Origin of the sequence: Rhodospira trueperi, assembly GCF_900101965.1 — a bacterium.
Lineage (GTDB): Bacteria > Pseudomonadota > Alphaproteobacteria > Rhodospirillales > Rhodospirillaceae > Rhodospira > Rhodospira trueperi.
In genome coordinates this window covers 13,124-32,305 of the sequence record NZ_FNAP01000014.1, presented here as the reverse complement: position 1 = coordinate 32,305, position 19,182 = coordinate 13,124, and the positions used below count along the sequence as shown (strand labels likewise).

General features: G+C 68.0%; 14 protein-coding genes. 3 read left to right on the top strand and 11 right to left on the bottom strand.

Features of this window, described 5'->3' with window-relative positions; all coding sequences use genetic code 11:
* Nucleotides 1–28 precede the first annotated feature (28 nt).
* Complete coding sequence (gene xseA / locus BLS85_RS15400) at nucleotides 29–1,513, top strand: exodeoxyribonuclease VII large subunit (RefSeq protein WP_092787631.1); 1,485 nt, start codon at nucleotides 29–31, stop codon at nucleotides 1,511–1,513.
* Between the two features lie 15 nt (nucleotides 1,514–1,528).
* Here xseA and BLS85_RS15395 read toward each other — a convergent pair whose 3' ends face one another.
* The 7 genes from BLS85_RS15395 to BLS85_RS15365 form a co-directional block, all read right to left on the bottom strand.
* Entirely contained in the window at nucleotides 1,529–2,251 is a 723-nt protein-coding gene (locus tag BLS85_RS15395; protein WP_092787630.1) for an ABC transporter permease, read from the bottom strand.
* Nucleotides 2,248–2,946, bottom strand: coding sequence for an ABC transporter permease (locus BLS85_RS15390; protein WP_092787629.1), 699 nt, complete (start codon nucleotides 2,944–2,946; stop codon nucleotides 2,248–2,250). The genes BLS85_RS15395 and BLS85_RS15390 overlap by 4 nt, the downstream gene beginning before the upstream one ends.
* A 195-nt stretch (nucleotides 2,947–3,141) precedes the next feature.
* Nucleotides 3,142–3,900 carry an ABC transporter substrate-binding protein gene (locus BLS85_RS15385; protein WP_092787628.1) on the bottom strand — a complete coding sequence of 253 codons (759 nt, stop codon included), beginning with the start codon at nucleotides 3,898–3,900 and terminating at the stop codon, nucleotides 3,142–3,144.
* Between the two features lie 60 nt (nucleotides 3,901–3,960).
* On the bottom strand, nucleotides 3,961–4,749 hold the full coding sequence (locus BLS85_RS15380; RefSeq protein ID WP_092787627.1) for an ABC transporter ATP-binding protein: 789 nt from the start codon (nucleotides 4,747–4,749) through the stop codon (nucleotides 3,961–3,963).
* A gap of 210 nt (nucleotides 4,750–4,959) precedes the next feature.
* Nucleotides 4,960–5,598 (bottom strand): hypothetical protein, encoded by a 639-nt coding sequence (locus tag BLS85_RS15375; RefSeq protein WP_143027219.1) that lies wholly within the window; start codon nucleotides 5,596–5,598, stop codon nucleotides 4,960–4,962.
* Between the two features lie 416 nt (nucleotides 5,599–6,014).
* Nucleotides 6,015–6,500 carry a DUF302 domain-containing protein gene (locus BLS85_RS15370; RefSeq protein ID WP_092787625.1) on the bottom strand — a complete coding sequence of 162 codons (486 nt, stop codon included), beginning with the start codon at nucleotides 6,498–6,500 and terminating at the stop codon, nucleotides 6,015–6,017.
* Nucleotides 6,501–6,775: 275 nt separating this feature from the next.
* Nucleotides 6,776–7,204, bottom strand: a complete 429-nt coding sequence (locus BLS85_RS15365) for a hypothetical protein (RefSeq protein ID WP_092787624.1) — start codon at nucleotides 7,202–7,204, stop codon at nucleotides 6,776–6,778.
* 267 nt (nucleotides 7,205–7,471) lie between these two features.
* Here BLS85_RS15365 and BLS85_RS15360 point away from each other — a divergent pair, with 267 nt between their 5' ends.
* Complete coding sequence (locus BLS85_RS15360; RefSeq protein ID WP_245699257.1) at nucleotides 7,472–10,969, top strand: FAD-dependent oxidoreductase; 3,498 nt, start codon at nucleotides 7,472–7,474, stop codon at nucleotides 10,967–10,969.
* Nucleotides 10,970–11,285: 316 nt separating this feature from the next.
* Here the strand turns inward: BLS85_RS15360 and BLS85_RS15355 are convergent, their stop codons facing one another.
* The 3 genes from BLS85_RS15355 to BLS85_RS15345 all read right to left on the bottom strand — a co-directional run bounded on the left by BLS85_RS15355 (nucleotide 11,286) and on the right by BLS85_RS15345 (nucleotide 17,071).
* Nucleotides 11,286–12,983 carry a stimulus-sensing domain-containing protein gene (locus tag BLS85_RS15355; protein ID WP_245699256.1) on the bottom strand — a complete coding sequence of 566 codons (1,698 nt, stop codon included), beginning with the start codon at nucleotides 12,981–12,983 and terminating at the stop codon, nucleotides 11,286–11,288.
* Between the two features lies 1 nt (nucleotide 12,984).
* A complete protein-coding gene (locus BLS85_RS15350) occupies nucleotides 12,985–13,686 on the bottom strand; it encodes a response regulator transcription factor (RefSeq protein ID WP_092787622.1) in 702 nt (233 codons plus the stop codon).
* Nucleotides 13,687–13,933: 247 nt separating this feature from the next.
* The gene (locus tag BLS85_RS15345; protein WP_143027218.1) at nucleotides 13,934–17,071 is read right to left on the bottom strand and encodes a PAS domain-containing sensor histidine kinase; all 3,138 of its coding nucleotides are present in this window, start codon (nucleotides 17,069–17,071) and stop codon (nucleotides 13,934–13,936) included.
* A 549-nt stretch (nucleotides 17,072–17,620) separates the two neighbouring features.
* On the opposite strand from BLS85_RS15345, the gene BLS85_RS15340 reads away from it, so the two are divergent.
* Nucleotides 17,621–18,187, top strand: a complete 567-nt coding sequence (locus BLS85_RS15340; RefSeq protein ID WP_092787620.1) for a hypothetical protein — start codon at nucleotides 17,621–17,623, stop codon at nucleotides 18,185–18,187.
* An 18-nt stretch (nucleotides 18,188–18,205) separates the two neighbouring features.
* On the opposite strand, the gene BLS85_RS19650 is transcribed toward BLS85_RS15340, so the two are convergent.
* Nucleotides 18,206–19,171: a TonB C-terminal domain-containing protein gene (locus tag BLS85_RS19650; RefSeq protein ID WP_092787619.1), complete on the bottom strand. Its 966-nt coding sequence runs from the start codon at nucleotides 19,169–19,171 to the stop codon at nucleotides 18,206–18,208.
* Between the last annotated feature and the right edge of the window lie 11 nt (nucleotides 19,172–19,182).

Below are 19,182 nucleotides of genomic sequence, written 5' to 3'. Positions count from 1 at the left end.
GGCGCCCTGTCTAGCATATCGTCAGCCCATGATCACACCACCCGAAACGCCCGACACCGCCCACAACCTGCCGGAACTCAGCGTCTCCGACCTGTCGCAGGCGCTCAGGCGCACGGTCGAGGACGCCTTCGGCCGCGTGCGGGTGCGCGGCGAGATCAGCCAGCCCAAGGTCGCCGGCTCCGGCCACTGCTATCTGCGCCTGAAGGACGAGGGCGCGGTCCTGGACGGCGTCATCTGGCGCGGCGCCATGGCCAAGCTGTCGGTGCGGCCCGAAGAGGGGCTGGAGGTCATCGCCACCGGCCGCCTGACCACCTACGCCGGGCGGTCAAGCTATCAGATCATCGTGGAGTCGCTGGAACTGGCCGGTGAGGGCGCACTGCTCAAGATGCTGGAGGAGCGCCGCCGCCGGCTCGCCGCCGAGGGCCTGTTCGCCCCCGAACGCAAGCGGCCGATCCCGTTCCTGCCGCGCGTGGTCGGCGTGGTGACCTCGCCGACGGGCGCGGTGATCCGCGACATCCTGCACCGGCTGAACGACCGCTGCCCGGTGCATGTGCTGGTCTGGCCGGTGCGGGTGCAGGGGGAGGAAGCGGCCGGGGAGATCACGGCGGCCATCAACGGCTTCAATGCACTGGCGCCGGGCGGATCGGTGCCGCGCCCGGACGTGCTGATCGTCGCGCGCGGCGGTGGCAGCCTTGAGGACCTGATGGCCTTCAACGAGGAAACCGTCGTGCGCGCCGCCGCCGACTCGGCGATTCCCCTGGTCTCGGCGGTCGGGCATGAGACCGACACGACGCTGATCGACCACGCCGCCGATCTGCGCGCCCCCACGCCCACGGGCGCCGCCGAGATGGTGGTGCCGGTGCGCCTCGACCTGCTGGCGCGGGTGAGCGACGACGGCCGCCGCCTGCTGGGGGCCGTCGGGCGTGTGCTGGAGGAGCGTGGGGCGCGGTTGACGGGGCTGGCGCGCGGGCTTCCCGACCTGGGCCGGCTGGTGGAGGACCGCACCCAGCGGCTGGACGACCGCGCCCAACGGCTCGCGCTGGCGTGGCCGACCCTGCTGGAGCGCCGGCAAGCGGAGGTGGACCGGCTGTTTGCCCGCCTGCGCAGTCCGCGCGAGGTGGTGAGCCTGCGCGGCCGCGACCTGACGCACCTCGGCCAGGGACTGGACCGCGCCGCCCGCCGCGCCGTGGACGATGCCGCCGCCCGCCTGGACGGACGCGGCCGGCTGCTGGAGAGCTATTCCTTCCGCAAGGTGCTGGACCGGGGCTTCGTGCTGGTGCGCGATGCGGACGACCGACCGGTCACGGCGGCCGGCGCGGCCCCGGCGGGCCAGCCGGTGACGCTTCAATTCGCGGACGGACGCGTGGGCGCGGTCATCGACGGCAGCGCGGCCGGTGGAACGGGGCCAACGGGACCGTCATCCCCGGTCGCGACGCGGCCCGCCGCCGCGCCCAAGCGCGCCCGAAAGACGCGGGGTGATTCGCGGCAGGGCAATCTGCTGGACGAGCTGTGATGACGTCCGACGCCCCTACGCCGTCGGCTCCACGCCCACCGGGCCGGTGGGCCGGGCGCGCATGTGGGCGCTGACGCGGTGTTCGATGAAGCGCAGCGCGCGCACCAGCACGAAGGTGATGGCCATATAGATGATCCCGGCCATCAGGAACGTCTCCAGCGGCATGTAGTTGCGCGCGATCACGGTGCGCGCCATGCCGGTCAGGTCCAGCAGGGTGATGGTGCTGGCCAGCGCGCTGCCCTTAAGCATCAGGATCAGTTCGTTGCCATAGGCCGGCAGGGCGATGCGCGCCGCGCGCGGCAGCACGATCCGGCCCATGGTGCCGGCCCGGGTCATGCCCAGGGCACGGGCGGCCTCGACCTCGCCCGCCGGCACGGCCTGGATGGCGCCCCGCAGAATCTCGGCGATGTAGGCCCCGGTGTGCAGGCTGAAGGTGATGATGGCGCACCAATAGGGCTCGCTCAGCACCGGCCACAGGATCGGGCTTTCGCGCACGAACGCAAACTGGGACAGGCCGTAATAGACCAGGAACAATTGCACCAGCAGCGGCGTGCCCCGGAAGAAAAAGATGTAGGCGAACGGCAGCGCCTTCACCGCGAGGCTTTGCGAGGCCCGCGCCACCGCCAGCGGCACCGCCAGCAGCACCCCGAAAAAGCCGGAGATGAACAGCAGTTGAAGGGTCAGTCCCGCGCCCTCCAGCAGCTTCGGCAGGGCGGCCATCATCACATCGATGTTCATGACGCCCTCGCCCTCGGCATGCCCCGGTTGGCGCGCTTCTCCATCCACGCCAGCCCAGCCATGGAAACGATGGTCAGCCCCAGATACAGGAACGCGGCGGCGAGGTAGAAGGTGAACGGCTCCTTGGTGGCGCCGACCGCGAACTGGGCCTTGCGCATGATCTCCTCCAGCCCGATGACGGAGACCAGCGCCGTGTCCTTCATCAGCACCAGGAACAGGTTGCCCAACCCGGGCAGGGCGATGCGCCAGCCCTGCGGCAGCACGATGCGGAAGAAGATGTGGATGCGCCCCATGCCGAGCGCCCGGGCGGCCTCGCCCTGGCCCGGCGGCACCGCCTGGAAGGCGCCCCGGAACACCTCCGACGCATAACCGCCAAAGGTCAGGCCGAGCGCGATGGAGCCGGCGACGAAGGGGCTGAGTTCGATGTAGCCCGTGTATCCGAACGGCCGCAGGGCCGCCATCAGCACCACGGAGGACCCGAAATAGATCAGCAGCACCACCAACAACTCAGGAATGCCCCGAATGATGGTGGTATAGCCATGCGCGATCCAGCGCACCGGCGCCATCGGCGCCGACATGGCGGCCGCCCCCGCCAGCCCCAGCACCAAGCCAAGGCCCAGGGCCGACAACGCGAGACGCACCGTCATCCAGAGCCCCAGCAGAAGCTGGTCGGAAAAGCCATGCAAATCGGGCACGAATGGGGGGACCTTCGGGGCTCAGGCTTGGCACCCGTCATTGCGAGCCCTCGTCGTCTGACGAGGGCGAAGCAATCCAGGGCACAAGGCGCATATCTCCGCCCTGGATTGCTTCGTCGCTTCGCTCCTCGCAATGACAGTACAATGGGGATGGCGCCCGTTGACCTGGCCAGTCAGATCAACGGGCGATCCAACTCAATAAATGCTGAACGGGAAGTACTTGGCGTTGATCTCGGCGTAGGTGCCGTCCTCGACGATGGCGTCGATCGCCGCGTTGATCTCCTCCACCAGATCCGCGTTGCCCTTGCGCAGGGCGATGGCGATCAGGTCGTTCTCGAACACCGGCTCGCCCTTGAACTCGAAGTCGGCGCCAGCGTCTGATTGCAGCCATTCATAGTTCACCAGCATGTCGGCGATGATCGCGTCGATACGGCCGGAGGCCAGATCGAGGTAGGCGTTTTCCTGGGTGTCGTACAGCTTGATCTCAACGCCCGGCAGGTTTTCCTCGACCCACTGGGCGGAGATGGTGGCGCGCTGGGCACCGACGGTCTTGCCGGCCATGCCCTCCGGCGAAATATCGAGGTCCACGTCCGTAGGCGCGATGAACTGCAGCTTGTTGGTCCAATACTTGTTGGTGAAGTCAACCGCCTGCTTGCGTTCCTCGGTCACCGACATGGAGGCGACGATGGCGTCGTACTTGCCTGCCAGCAGACCCGGGATGATGCCGTCCCAGTCCTGGATGACAAAGGTGCACTCGCGCTCCATCTCGGCGCACAGGGCGTTGGCGATGTCGATGTCGAAGCCGTGCAGATCGCCGTTCTCGTCCACCATGTTGAACGGAGGGTAGGCGCCCTCTGTGCCGATCCGCAGCGGCTCCTCGGCAACGGCGGGGCCGGCGAAGGCGACCGTGGCGGCGACGGCCAGGGCCAGGGCGGTGGTGCGAACTCCAGTCATGCGGTGCCTCTTGGTGTGGTTGCGTGTGGGAACGGGCGCCCCGACTTCAATGCAGGTGCTTCAATGCAGGTGCCGGGACAGGAACTTGCGCAGACGCTCGGACTCAGGCGCGGTGAACAGGGCGGCGGGCGCGCCGTCCTCCTCGACGCGGCCCTCGTGCAGGAACAGGGTGCGGGTGGACACGTCACGGGCGAAGCCGATCTCGTGGGTGACGATCAGCATGGTGCGGCCCTCGTTGGCCAGCGCCTCGATCACGGCCAGCACCTCGCCCACCAACTCCGGATCAAGCGCGGAGGTCGGCTCGTCGAACAAGATCACCTCGGGGTCCATGGCCAGGGCGCGGGCGATGGCCACCCGCTGTTGCTGGCCGCCGGACAGGTGGGCGGGGTAGTAGTCGCGCCGCTCCGCCAGCCCGACCTTCTCCAGCAGGGCCTCGGCCTTCTCGATGGCCTCGGCCTTGCCCAGCCCGCGCACGCGACGCGGCGCCTCGACAAGGTTGGACAGCACGGTCATGTGCGGCCACAGGTTGAACTGCTGGAACACCATGCCGACCCGCGCCCGCAGGCGGGTCAACTGGCCGTGATCGGCCGGACGCAGCATGCCGGCGCGGTCGCGCCGGGTCCGAATTTCCTCGCCGTGCAGATGGATGCGCCCGGCCGACGGCGTTTCCAGAAAGTTCAGGCAGCGCAGGAAGGTGCTCTTGCCGGAGCCACTGGACCCCAGGATGGAGACGACGTCTCCATTGCGCGCCTCCAGCGAGATGCCGCGCAACACCTCGATCTCGCCGAAGCGCTTGTGGATGTTCTCGACCGCCAAAACGGTCGGCGCGGCGGTGGTCTCGGATGACAAGGCGGCGGCCCCCCAAAGCCGGGCAGGATCCGGACGACGGTCAGGGGCGGGGCGGCTGGCGCACCCCGCACCGACCGAGTCATAGCCTTGTCACGGCGGGTCTGGCAATAACAGAGGCAGGGGCTTTGCGCTGCCTACGCCGTGACCGCCTGGGCGACCGCCGACGGGTCCCGCATCGGGCGTCACCGCGCATGGCGCGGATCGTTGCCGTCAGTCGCGCGGAATCTCGGATGAAATGGCGGGCAGCGTTCCCCATCCGGACTTTTCCGGGACCTTGACCGGGGTTGCGAACAACCAGACCGCAATCGCGCCAACGAGCACGACTTGGAAGGCAATCCTGAAGGTCCGAAAGGCCTCATCGGACATGGCCACGAGAACCCTATTCATGACAAGCTGAATGATGCGGCTCGACGCGATCAAGGTCGTGCCCCACAGTCCCATGATCTTAAGCTGCCCGTCGAATCCCTTGAAATAGTCGGAACTCCCAAGTTCCGAGAAATAATAAAAGTAGAACGTGAAAAAAACGCCGACGATCGCAGAAAAAAACAAAGAGTATCTTTTTCTGTTTATTTCTTTGAAATCAATATCAGGGCTGACCTTTTGTTCTTTTGCCTCGTCCTCGTCGATCTGGACGTCTACCCGTGAAGCCATCTCAGCGCCATGGTAAGCGCCGGTGTTGGTGCGCGCTTTCGCCCAGACCTCCCGCGCCGCCAAGCCGGGCGCGTTCACGACTCCGCGACCGCCGCACTTCGGACAGGCATTGCGTGCCGCGCCGGAGGTCCCGGCCCGGCCGAACCGAACGGGACCCTTGCCCGTGCCTCCGCACGCCTCGCATCGGATCGTGTCCATCGGCTGACTCGCCCCGCCAATCGCAAGTACAAATCCATGCCACCGCAGGATCGTACATGATTACATTGCATTAAGGCAAGCATAAGCCTTTTGTGTGCACATCCACGGATTGTATCCGGGTATCCGGCGTTCGGTGGCTTGAGGGCAACGGAAGGGAAGAACGGCCTAAAATGAGGTGGTCCCGCTGAACGCGACCCAGACTCGCCCCGAGGTCAAACCACGCCGGAATTGGCGGCCGTCGATCCGGGTGACCCAGACGGGGACGACCCCGATCATGGTTCGCCCCCGGGGGTCTGGCTGGAGCAAATCCCGAGCCATCCGGAACGGGTCGCGACGACGATTGGCTTCAATATCAAATCACTAGAGCGCATTGCGCGAGTCCGTACGCCCGCATTGCGCTCCAAAACCCCGCGCCCCTACTCTTCCACCGCCTTGGCGGTCAGGGTGCCCAGGTTCATGGCCATGCCGCGAAACGGCTTCATGTCGGCGGGCAGGCCATGGCGTTCGGCGAGGTACGCCGGGTCGTTGTAGGCCAGCCAGGTCTGGCCGTCGGCGTCCTCCCAGGCGACCACCTTGATGGGCAGGTCGATGCCGATGGCCGGATTGGCCCTCATCAGCGGCGCACCGATCTTGGGGCTGCCGAAGATCAGCAGGTGAGTGGCCGGCATCTCCAGGTCCATGGCGGCGGCGTTGGCGCCGTGGTTGATGTCGGCGAAGATGGTGATGCCTTTTTCCTCAATGGCCGCCTTCAGGCGGGCCATGGTGTCCTCGACCGAATGCGGGCTCCGCAGGCGCACGAGGCCGTTTTCGTCGGCGGCCAGGGCCGGAGCGGAGACGGCGGCGGACGCGAACAGCGCCCCCGCCAGGGCCAACGGCGCCAGGGCGCGACGGGTCAGGGTCATGGAGAGTCCTCCGTGATGCGGGTGGTGGCGTCCGGCGGCGCGGACGGCGTGATCCCTCGCATACCCATGTGGTCCGACACACGGCGATGATAATGCGCAATGGGGGCGCGCAATGGGGGACCAAACGTGGCGCGGCCAAAGCGCCGCCGCGGCGCGCGCCAACGGCAACCGCGTCGTTCCGGAAACCCGCACAAACCACCGATCCCGCGTATCCGGATCGGCCCTGACTGTCGGGGTATCGCCTGCTGGAGAACACCGTTGTGCCCCGGCCGGAGTCAGTCCGAGACCACGTTCTTGACCTGGACCACCTCGTTGGCGATGGCCTCGCGCACGGCGGTGAACGCCTGTTCCAGTTCCTCGATGCGCTCGCGCATGAAGCGCATTTCGTCGATCTCGGCCTTGGTCGGCGGCGCCGTACCGCCGGCCGCCGCCAGCGCCGTCGCGACATAGCGGGCGCGCAGGTTGGCGACCCGGCGCGCCAGATCCAGCACCTCGGCGGGTTCGATGTCGCCGACGTACTTGGTGATGGCGGACTTGGTCTGCTCCTCCAGCACATGGGCGAGATGGCGGTTGAACTGTTTGGTGGTCAGCCGGCCCGCGGGCAGAGCCTCGGTGACGGGCGGGGCCTCGCCGCGCGCCAGGGCGGCCTCGGCCCGGCGGGCCTCGCGCAGTTTGCTGAGGTCGTTGAACTGGGTGACGGACATGGCTGGACTCTCCCGCGACAAACCGGTTGCCACCATCGAAGCAATCGCCATGCCAGTCCTCAGGGCCGGCGAAGCCCCGCCGTTCCGAGCGGTTTTCCGGGCAGGGCGGCAACTCCTGCCCGGGTGCGGCGAGACATGAGGCAGACCCTGCCGACGGCCGGGACGGCGCGGACTCCATTGCATCGGCCCCGGCGCGGCCCCATGTTGCCTTCGCGAACACCCTCCCTTCTCTCTCCAGGCAGACACCCCACCCGCTCCATGGACACCGTGAAGACCGCACCTGTCGGCGAGCGCGCCGACGCGCCCGATTTCGCGCTCGGATTCGACCTCGGCTTTGCCGATCTGTATGACAAGGCCGGGCTGGCCAAGGTGGACGCCGCCTTTCTGGCCCACCTGTCGGGCGCCGACGTCGCCCTGGCCGACCGCCTGACCGCCGCCCGCACCGCGCCGGACGCCCTGGACCGCAAGGCCGAGTCGGCGCTGATCCTGGACTTGGCGCCCCACCTTCAGGACTTCATCGGCGCTCTGTTCGGCATCGGCGCCGACATTCGCGCCAAGGCGGCGGCGGACGACGCGCTGGCGGTGCTGTTCGCCTGCAAGCGCCTCTTCGTGCAGCGCCTCGCGTTCAAGAAGATCAAGCCGGAGGCGGCGGCCGACCTGGACGGTCCTGCGCTGGAACGCGACCTTGCCAAGGCTCTGGGTGGCCCGGTGACGGAACCCCTGTTCGCCGACCGCGTCATGACCTGGATGGAGGACGAGGCCGCCAACGCCGACGGGCTCGATCTGGCCATGCGCTTCGCCGCCTGGGCCGGCCTGACCGACGCCGGGCTGGCCCGCTTCCCCGACGGCGTGCTGTTCCGCCAGCCGAAGAAAAACGACCCGCTGGCGCTGATTCCGCTGGAGACGAACGAGAGCGGCGCCGTGCCGTGCCAGCGCCTGCCCGCGCATCACCTGCGCCGCCGCGACGGCTTCGGCCTGACCGACCCGGGCGCCGACACCGTCCACGGGCTGAACGAAGCGCACTACTGCATCTTCTGCCACCACCAGGGCAACGACAGTTGCTCCACCGGCCTCAAGGACCGCAAGACCGGCGCCGTGCAAACCAGCGCGCTCGGCCGGGACATGCTCGGCTGCCCGCTGGACGAGAAGATCAGCGAGTTCAACGAAGCGCGCACGAAGGGGCTCTTCGTCGGCGCGCTGGGCATCATCACCATCGACAATCCGCTGTGCGCCGGCACCGGACACCGCATCTGCAACGACTGCATGGTGGCGTGCATCTACCAGAAGCAGAAGCGCGATCCGGTGAACATTCCGCAGTCGGAGACACGGGCACTCAAGGACGTGCTGGCCCTGCCCTGGGGCTTCGAGGTCTACAGCCTGCTGACGCGCTGGACCCCGCTCAACATCCGCCGCCCCCTGCCCCGCCCCGACACCGGCAAGCGGGTTCTGGTCGTGGGGCTGGGGCCGGCGGGGTATTCCGTCGCCCACCACCTGATGAACGACGGTCACGACGTGGTCGGCATCGACGGCCTGAAGATCGAGCCGATGGACCCGGCCGTCTCGGGCGTGGACGCGCTCGGCCGCCGCGTGCCGTTCCGCCCGATCCGCGACATCGACTCCTTGCGCGAACCGCTGGACCGGCGCGTCATGGGCGGCTTCGGCGGCGTGGCCGAATACGGCATCACCGTGCGCTGGGACAAGAACTACCTGACCGTCATCCGGCTGCTGCTGGAGCGCCGGGCGGAGTTCGCCATGATCGGCGGCGTGCGCCTGGGTGGCACCATCACGCCCGATGACGCCTTCGCCATGGGCTTCGATCACGTCGCGCTGTGCATGGGCGCCGGCAAGCCCACCCTGGTGCCGATGGAAAACGGGCTGGCACGCGGCGTGCGGCAGGCGTCGGACTTCCTGATGGGGCTGCAACTCACCGGTGCCGCCAAGCCCGACAGCATCGCCAACCTTCAGGTGCGGCTGCCGGTGGCGGTGATCGGTGGCGGTCTGACCGCCGTGGACGCGGCCACAGAGGCGCTGGCGTACTACCCGATCCAGGTGGAGAAGATGCTGGCCCGCTACGAGGCCCTGGCCGCAGAGAAGGGCGAGGAGGCCGTGCGCGCCGGCTGGGGTGCCGAGGACCGCGCGATCCTGGACGAATTCCTGGGCCACGCCCGCGCGATCCGCGCCGAACGCGAAACCGCTGCTGCCGAGGGCCGCGCGCCCCGCATCCGCGAGCTGCTGCAAGAGTGGGGCGGCTCGACCCTGGTCTATCGGCGCCTGATGATCGACTCCCCGGCCTACCGCAACAACCACGAGGAGGTGGAAAAGGCCCTGGAGGAGGGCATTGCCATCGCCGAGCAATGGAGCCCGGTCAGGGTGGACCTCGACCGCTTCGGCCACGCCGAGGGCCTGACCGTCGAACACCGCGCGAGCGGCGAGCGGCGGACCATCCCGGCGCGCACGGTCATCGTCGCCGCCGGCACGGTGCCGAATACCACACTGGCGCGGGAGTTGCCGGGCCAGTTCGCCCTGGACGGCAAGTACTTCCAGGCGGTGGACGAGACCGGCGCGCCCGTGTCTCCGGAACACCGCGCCAAGCCGGCCAAGGCCGACGTGCTGATGGCCGTGAACGACGACGGCACGTCCATCAGTTTTCTGGGCGACCTGCATCCGTCGTTCGCCGGCAACGTGGTGACCGCCTTCGCCTCCGCGCTGCGGGCCTATCCGGTCATCAGCCGCGCGCTAGCGCGCCGCCCGGCCGGAACCGAGCCGCGCGAGACCCTGTTCGCGCGCCTGAACGACCAGCTTCGCCCCGTGGTCCACGCGGTCAAACGCCTGACGCCGACCATCGTCGAGGTGACGGTGCGCGCCCCCCTGGCCGCCAAAGGCTTCCATCCCGGCCAGTTCTATCGGGTGCAGAACTTCGAGAGGTTGGCGCCGCACGCCAACGGCACCCTGCTGGCCATGGAGGGCCTCGCCCTCACCGGCGCCTGGGTGGACCGGGAGGCCGGCCTGCTGTCGGTGATCGTACTGGAGATGGGCGGTTCGTCCGACCTGTGCGCGCTGCTGAAGCCCGGCGAGCCGGTGGTGGTGATGGGACCGACCGGCATGCCGACCGAAATCCCCTCGGGCGAGACCGTGCTGCTGGCCGGCGGCGGCCTGGGCAACGCCGTGCTGTTCTCCATCGGCAAGGCGCTGCGGGCGGCCGGCTCTAAGGTGTTGTACTTCGCCGGCTATCGGAACAGCCGCGACCGCTTCAAGGTCGCCGAGATCCATGACGCCGCCGACGTGGTGGTGTGGTGCAACGACGACGGGCCGGCCTTCACGCCCGAACGCCCCCAGGACAAGGCGTTCGTCGGCAACATCGTCCAGGCCATGGTGGCCTGCGGCGACGGCACGCTAGGCGAGACGGCGATCCCGCTGTCCGACGTGGACCGGATCGTGGCCATCGGCTCCGACCGCATGATGCAGGCCGTGGGACACGCCCGGCACGATGTGCTGGCGCCGTTCCTGAAGGCAAAGACGGTGGGCATCGGCTCCATCAACAGCCCGATGCAGTGCATGATGAAGGAAATCTGCGCCCAATGCCTGCAACCGGAGACCGATCCGGTCACCGGGGAACACAAGGTCGTGTTCACCTGCTTCAACCAGGATCTCGATCTGGACGCGGTGGACTTCCAGGCCCTGCACGAGCGCCTGGGCCAGAATGCGGCGCAGGAGAAACTGACCAAGGCCTGGGTCGAACACTGCCTGGAGTCGATGGCCGAATAGAAGGAAACACCGCCGATGGGCGCACTCGACCGCCGCGACGCGGCGGGCCGTGCGCCGCGTCACCGACCCCGGCGGATTGCCCCGCTGCGCGGGGCGAATCCGCCCTACAAGGTTCTGCTGGCGCAACCCGCCTGCGCGGCGTTGTTGGCGGCGGATTGCCCCGCTGCGCGGGGCGAATCCGCCCTACAAGAGTCTATTCGCGTGATCCGTAGGGCGGGTTCGCGCCGCAGGCGCAACCCGCCGTTTGCAGCGTCGTTGGCGGCGGATGTCGCGCCACCCGTTTCATCGCCCCGGATCTGAGACCGGCGCCGCCGCATCACGCCGACGGCAACTCGACCGTGAAGCGCGCGCCCAGCACGCGCCCGGTGTCGTCGGTGCGGTTCTCGGCGCGGATCGTGCCCCGGTGGTTCTCGATGATCTGCTTGGAGATCGACAGGCCCAGCCCCGAATGGGTGCCGAACTTCTCGCCCTTGGGCCGTTGCGAATAGAAGCGGTCGAAGATGGCCGCTTCCTTGCCGGGCGGCAGGCCGGGGCCGTCGTCCTCCACCGTCGCCACCACCGACGGCCCCGCGCGCCACGCCCGCAGCGCCACCGATCCGCCCTCCGGGCTGAACGACACGGCATTGGCCAGCAGGTTCTGGAACACCTGCCCCAGGCGGCTGTCGTTGCCGAAGACCCTGAGCGGCGCCCCGCCCTCCTCCGGCCCCTCGTAGCGCACGGACACGCCCGAGTCGGCGGCCGTGTTGGCGTGGACATCGGCCAGGGCGGCCAGCAGCGGGCCGAGATCCATGATCTGGGTCGGCGCGCGCGACATCTCGGCGTCCAGGCGCGAGGCGTCGGAGATGTCGGAGATCAGCCGGTTCAGCCGCTCCACGTCATCCAGGATCACGGCCATCAGGCGGCGTTGCTGCGCGGGGTCGGTGACCCGGGCGACCGTCTCGACGGCGCTGCGCAGCGAGGTCAGGGGGTTCTTGATCTCGTGCGCAACGTCGGCGGCGAAGCGTTCAATGGCGCCCATGCGGGCGGACAGGGCGGCCGTCATCTCGATCAGCGCCGCCGACAGCTCGCCCACCTCGTCGCGACGGTTGGACAGATCGGGGATGTCCCGATGGTCGCCGTGGGCGTGACGCACCCGCTCGGCGGCGGCGGCCAGCCGGGTGAGCGGACGCACCAGCGTGCCCGACAGATACAACGACATCAGGATGGTGATGGCCAGAGTGCCGGCGAAAATCTCCAAGATGGCCAACCGCACCTCGAACACGTCCCGTTCAATGCCGCTGTCGTCGGCCGACACCAGCAGCGCGCCGACCACCTGCTTGAAGTACTGCACCGGCACCGCGACGCTGAGGACGATGCGGGTGCCGTCGGGGTGGCGCCGCATGGCGGAACTGACCGGCCGTCCGGCCAGGGCCTCGCCGACCTCACGATAGTCGGACGCGTCCTGGTCGCCCGGCTCCCGATACAGCGGCAGTTCCGGGCGCGGCAGCACCGCGCGGGTGGCACGGGTCATCAGGCCGTCCACCGTCGAGACGAGGTCGTCCAGGCGATCCCCCATCGAATCGGGCTCCGGCAGCGGCGGCAGCGGCGAGACCAGGAACTGGCCGCGCTGGGTCTGTTCGCTGTCGGCCACCAGGGCGCCGTCGAGGCCGAAAAGACGCCCGCGCACCCCGGCCAGACGCGACAGGCGGCGCACGATCTGACTGGCCAGTTCCGGCGTGATGATGTGACCGGGGACAAGGCTGCGGGTTTCGGGATGGACCTCGAAGGTCAGGGAGCCCTCGGCGACGGCGGCGGCGATCAGGTCGGCCTCTGTGCGAAGAGCCTGCAACCGGGCCTGGGTCAGGGTCGTCCGGTAGTTGTCGAGATAGAACATCCCGGCGACCAGCAGGATGGGCGCCAGCAGGTTGACCGCCAGAATGCGCCATGTCAGACGCGAGCGCAGGACCGATCCGGTCCGCACCCGGGTGGTCCGCCCCGCCCCGTCGTCCCCGTCCCTGACGCCGCCGCGCGTCACCTCAGCCCGCGTCCTTGTAGCGGTAGCCCACGCCGTACAGGGTCTCGATGTCCGAGAACTCGCCGTCCACCTCGCGGAACTTCTTGCGCAGGCGCTTGATGTGGCTGTCGATGGTGCGGTCGTCGACGTAGATGTGCTCGCCGTAGGCGGCGTCGATCAACTGGTCGCGGTTCTTGACGTGCCCGGGGCGCTGGGCCAGCGACTGCAACAGCAGGAACTCGGTGACGGTCAGGTTCACCGGCTCGCCCTTCCAGGTGCACAGGTGGCGCTCCGGGTCCATCACCAGTTCGCCCCGGATCAGCGCCTTGTCGGACAGGTCGGGCGGCCCGTCGCGACCCGCGTCGCCGCGCCGCAGGATGGCACGGATGCGCTCGATCAGCAGGCGCTGCGAGAACGGCTTCTTGATGTAGTCGTCGGCGCCCATGCGCAGGCCCATCAATTCGTCCACCTCGTCGTCCTTGGAGGTCAGGAAGATGACGGGCAGGCTGGATTTCACCCGCAGCCGCTGCAACAGCTCCATGCCGTCCATGCGCGGCATCTTGATGTCGAGCACGGCCAGATCCACCGGATCGGCCAGCAGGCCACGCAGGGCTTCGGCGCCGTCGGTGTAGGTGGCGACCTCGAAGCCCTCGGCCTCCAGGGTGATGGACACCGACGCCAGAATATTCTGGTCGTCATCCACGAGCGCGATTCGGTGGGTCACGGGCTGTCCTCCAGCGGGGCCTGATGCGGTTCGGCGATGCAGTGTTCCTAACAGGAAACCGCCGGAATGTGGCAACCCCGGGGAGCGAATGGGTGCGGAACCGTGGCGGGTGCCGATTGCTTGGCGCCGTCAGGCCGCCTCCGACAGGGGATGGACGCGCCGCGTGTCCTCGTTCATCCGCGCGATGACGGTTTCGGCGGTCGCCCGCGGGTTGCCTGGGGCGCAGAGGCTTTCGTCACGGCCGCTGTTATCCGTCCGGCACCGGGAAGCACACGGTGAAGACGCTGCCCTCGCCGGACACGCTTTCGACCGTCACCGTCCCGCCGTGCAGATCCATCAGGGATTTGACCAGAGCCAGCCCAAGCCCCGTGCCCTCGATATGGCGCCGCTCGACCTCCTCCGCCCGGGTGAACGGTTGGAACAGGCGGGCCTGATCCTCCGCCGAGATGCCCATCCCGGTGTCGGCAACGTGGATCGCGACACCGCCCTGGCCGCACGGCGTGGCCGTGATGGTCACGCGGCCGCCGCGCGGGGTGTACTTGATGGCGTTGGACAGCAGATTGAACAGGATCTGCCGCACGGCCAGACTGTCCGCCATGAGAGGAGGCAGATCGGGCGCGACGGATCGTTCCAGGGTCAGGCCGGCATTGGTTGCCCGCTGTTCGACGAGATGCAAGGTCACCGCCATCACTTCGCCCGCGTCCAGACTCTCGATGGTCAGGTCGCGTCGGCCCGCTTCGATCTTGGCCAGATCCAACACGCTGTTGATCAGGTCGGTCAGATGGGTGCCGCTGGCGTGGATATCGGCGGCATACTGACGGTATGTCTCGTGACCGAGTTCACCCAGCATTTCGTCCTTCATCATCTCGGAAAAACCGAGAATGGCGTTCAGCGGCGTGCGCAATTCGTGGCTCATGGCGGCCAGGAACTCGGACTTCGCGTGGCTGCTCTGTTCGGCCGTGGCGCGTGCCTCGATGTCGGCCAGTTCCTTGCGCTTGCGGGCGTCGATGTCCGTGACCGTGCCGATCATGCGGGAGACGCCGCCCTGGTCGTTCCAGTCTATCGGACGACCATGATCCCAAACCCACAGCCATGTGCCGTCGGTCCGGCACATGCGGTACTCGGTCTCGAACGGGATACCGGTTCGGATGCTGGCCAAGCTGGCCGCCTCGACGTGCGGCCAGTCGTCCGGGTGCACGAGGCCGCGCCACGCGTCGAAGGATTCCTGAAACGCTCCGGGCGCATAGCCCAACATCTCGAACAACCGGTCGTTCCATTCAACCGCCCCGGTTTCCACCTCGAAATCCCAGATGCCGTCGGCGGCCACGTCCATCGCCAAGCGCAGTTTGTGTTTGCGCAGAATCAGGTCGTCCCGGATGCGTTTCTCTTCCGTGATGTCCTGGATGGTGCCGTGAACGACATGACCGGCGGGTCCCGCCTCCGCCTCCGGCTCGCCGATGGCCCGAACCCATTTTGGCGGCCGGTCGGGCAGACGCAGGCACAGGGTAATGTCGTACGCGATCCCATCACGAATGGCGGCTGTGAAGGCGGTACGGAAGCGGTCCAGGTCCTCGCCCTCGTACAGGGTGTCGCAGTCCGCCAGCGTCAGCAGGGGCTGGGCCGGGTCCCGCCCGTAGATGCGATAGATCTCGTCGGACCACACCGGCACGCCGACAGCCGGGTCAAAGGACCAGTTCCCGATGGCCGCGATCCGCTGGGCCTGTTTCAGATCGGCGATCGCCTGAGCCAGTCTGCGTTTCGCCTCGACCCAGTCGGTGATATCGCGGGCCACCTCGACGACCCCCAGCATGGTGCCGTCTTCGTCGCGCATGGGAGAGGTATGGATCAGGATATGCCGCCCCTCGATGACCGTCATGTCGGCAACCGCGTGTTGCCCGGTCTTGAAGGTCTGGTGCACGGGGCACCCCTCACAGGGCGCGTCGGCGCCAACCACGACCGAATAGCAGGTTCGCCCCACCACGTCCTGTCCGACGAACTGGGATTTGTGCCCCAAACCCAGGTTTGACCAGGCGATTCGCAAGTCCGGGCTCTTGTAATAAGTGATGGTGTCGGAAATGCTCGACAGGATCAGGGCCTTCTCGCGTTCGCTGGCTTTCAGGGCCTCCTCGGCGGCCTTGCGTCGGGAGATGTCCGCCGTCATGCCGACCATGCGCAACGGCCTCTCATCGCGCCGTTCCGTCACGTGGCCCCGGCACTCGACCCACAGCCAGTTTCCGGCGGCAGTGCGATACCGCAGTTCCACGGTGAAGGAATCGCCTTGCGCGACCTGACCGCCGATGACCTCCCAATGGCGGACGGCATCATCGGGATGCAGCATGGATATCCAGCGATCAAAGGTCAGGGATTCAGCCTCGGCGGGATAGCCGAGCATCTCCATGAAGGCGGCGTCGAAGTCGAACATGCCGCGTTTCAGGTCCCCGACCCAGGTGCCGTAGCGGACGGTCTGGGCCACCATACGATAGCGGTCCTGGTAGGCTCGCAGATCCTCCTGTTGCCGGACGCGCTCGGTCACGTCCATGATGAGCCCATGCCACAGCACGCTGCCGTCGGGCAACGGCTCCGGCTGCGACCGTCCCTCCACATGGATCAGGCCCCGCGTGGGGTGGTTGACCCGATACTCCGCGTGCCACGTCTCCAGAGTCCGCGCGGACTCCAGGATCGACGCCGCGACGCGGTCGGTGTCGTTCGGATGCAGAACCTTGAAGACCAGGGCCCCATCCTCGCGCACGTCCGCCGGCGACAGGCCATAAATGTCGCGGATGCCCTCGGTGACGTAGGGAAAGGCGCTGCGTCCGTCCGGCCATAGTCGATACTGGTAGAGGACACCCGGCACCTGGGCCGCCATGCGCGTCAGCCGGCTTTCGGCGGCCAGGGCCTCGGTCGTGCCGCGCGTGGCCAGCCGCACCACCATGCTGCGGGCATCGCGGGCCTGGGCCTCCGCGACCAGACGGCGCGCGATTTCCCGTGCCATGGAGCGAACCAGAGGCAGCACGGTTGAGGCCTGAGTCCCCGTCAATGGACCCGAGCCATTGCCGTTGGCAATGATGATCAGATTGGCCACATGGATACCGTCCGCAGCCAGACGCGTGCCCCAGGTCGTTCGTCCAGCCGTGAGGGATCTGAGAACCGTATCCTCGCAGCCTTCCAGCGCGCGCGTCATGTCGACGAGGATAGGCTGGACCTCGGCCGGGTCCTCGGACTCCGTCTTCGGGGTCAGCCGACGTCCCAGGCGGTCACACAGATGCACGGGAGCGTCCACCAGGGTTCCCAGGCGATCCAACAACGGTGTCAGCGAGGCGACCTGGGACTCGGACAGCGCCAGCGCATCACCGACGGGATCCTGGGACGACCAGACCGCCGCCACATCTTCAATCGTGCCTTCAGGACCCGCCCAGGAACGACCTTCTTTACTAGAAATAGGCATCGCCCGTCTTGGATCAACAAAATCGGACGGCATTATTGCTACCCTACACACTGCAGGAACTGCCCCACCTTGAGTATCAATTGCATAGCCTGTGCGCCGCTGTCTAGCCTGTCTTCGGTTCTATGTCTTTCCGAACAGGGATCTTACCCCCGGAGTCCTAGAGCAAATCCCGAGCGATCCGGAACGGATCGCGACGACGATTTACTTCAATTACAAATGGCGAGGGCGGGTTGGGTGACTCAAAAGAAACGCAACGCACCCTCGTCGGTGCTTGCGCTTGGTGCCGAAGCCGCCGACCGGCGAACGGCCGGCCGGCCGCGATCATACCCGACTGTCCGCCAGAAATCCCCTTGGCTGCTGGCCCGAAACGCGCTCCAGTCGATCCGTTCCGGTTCGATGGGCGTTGCGGTCCAATCTGGATACAATAGGGAACGGATTGATCCGGAGACGTCGGGAACAGGTCCTCACAATGGACGCGGAGGTGCTGCCATGCCACGGGGTCGTTTGCTGTCTGCCGCCGCCGTCGGCGCTCTTGCGCTGATCGTGGCGGGGTGCCAGAGCGTGCGCACGGTGTCCCACTCGCACAGCCTGAACGATGTGTTCGGCTATGTGTACACCGCAAGTTTGCCGTTGGAGGTGGTCGGCAACCCCTACCCCGGGGCGGCGAACGATCAGGTCGCCGCCGCCGCCGCGCACGCCATGAGCGGGTTGGTCAGTCGGCGCCGGCTCGATTTCGTGGCGGTGCCGCCGGATGCCGGCGCCCACGCCAACGGCTATCGCGTGGTTCTGTTCCTGAGCGGCGGCGGCATTGTCGCCGGGGAACGGCTGTGCGCCGGCCGCCTGCCCACGGACCCGGCGAAGGGCGGCAGCCTGCACGCCAGCGCGGCGCTGTGCCAGGGGGCCAAACTGGTCGCCTGGGCCGAGGGCTGGGGCGGTCCGGTGCCGGCCGTGCCCGACGCGACCTTCGCCGCGCTGATGGACCGGCTCATCGACGCCGTGTTCAAGCGCGAGACCGACCGCGAGAACAGGAACCCGACCGAGTGGCCTGAGGGCTGACCCCCAACAGCCACCGCATTACCGCGCCGTGGGCGTGAACACGAACGTGAAGTCGTTCAGATAGTTATAGAACTGGCGCGGAATCGGCAGCGGGCTCGACAGCAGCACCGCGCGGCGCGCCGATTCCGCGAAGGCGGTGAAGAACGGGTCGGACCCATAGGCCCCGCTGCCGCCCACGATCTGCACGCCGACCACGCTGCCGTCGGGCTGCACCTTCACCCGGATCTCGACGGACATGCTGAGCACGTCGCGCCCGCCCTCGTTGAAGCGCCAGTTCGCGCGCACATGGTCGGCGATGCGCTTTTTGTAGGCGTCGAGCTGCGTCATCGTCAGCCGATCAGACAGCCGTCCCCCACTGTTGCTGGGCTCGGGCTGTCGCGAGGACTCGCCGAGCAGATCGCGCAGCATCGAATCCACGACATCGTCCGAACTGTCCTCGGCTGGCTCCGGGGTCCGTTCCGCGGGCGGCGGGGTCGAGCGCTCCGGACGCGGCGGCGCCGTCGGCTTGGCCATCAGGATCGGCGGCGGCGGCGTGGCCGCTTCCGGCTCGGGCTGCGGCTCGGGTTCGGGTTCGGGTTCCGGTTCCGGTTCCGGCTCGGGTTCGGGCGCAGGGGGAGGCGGCTCGGGCTCGGGTTCCGGCTCGGGTTCGGGCGGCGGGGGCTCGGGCTCGGGTTCCGGTTCCGGCTCGGGCGGCGGGGGCTCGGGCTCGGGTTCCGGCTCGGGCTCGGGCGGTGGGTCCGGCGTGGGCGGCGGCGGCGGCGCCTCGGGAGTCGGCGGCGGCTCGGGCTCGGGCTCGGGTTCCGGCTCGGGGACCTGTGGCGTCGGCTCCGGTGTGATCGACGTAGTCTCCTCGCCGATCTCCACCAGTTCGACCAGCAACGGCTGGCGCTCCGGCGGCTCGCGCAGCACCCGGGGCAGCCCCAGCCAAGCGACAAGCAGGACCGCCACATGCAATGAAAGTGAGATCAGGACACCCCGGGACATGGCGCTTTATC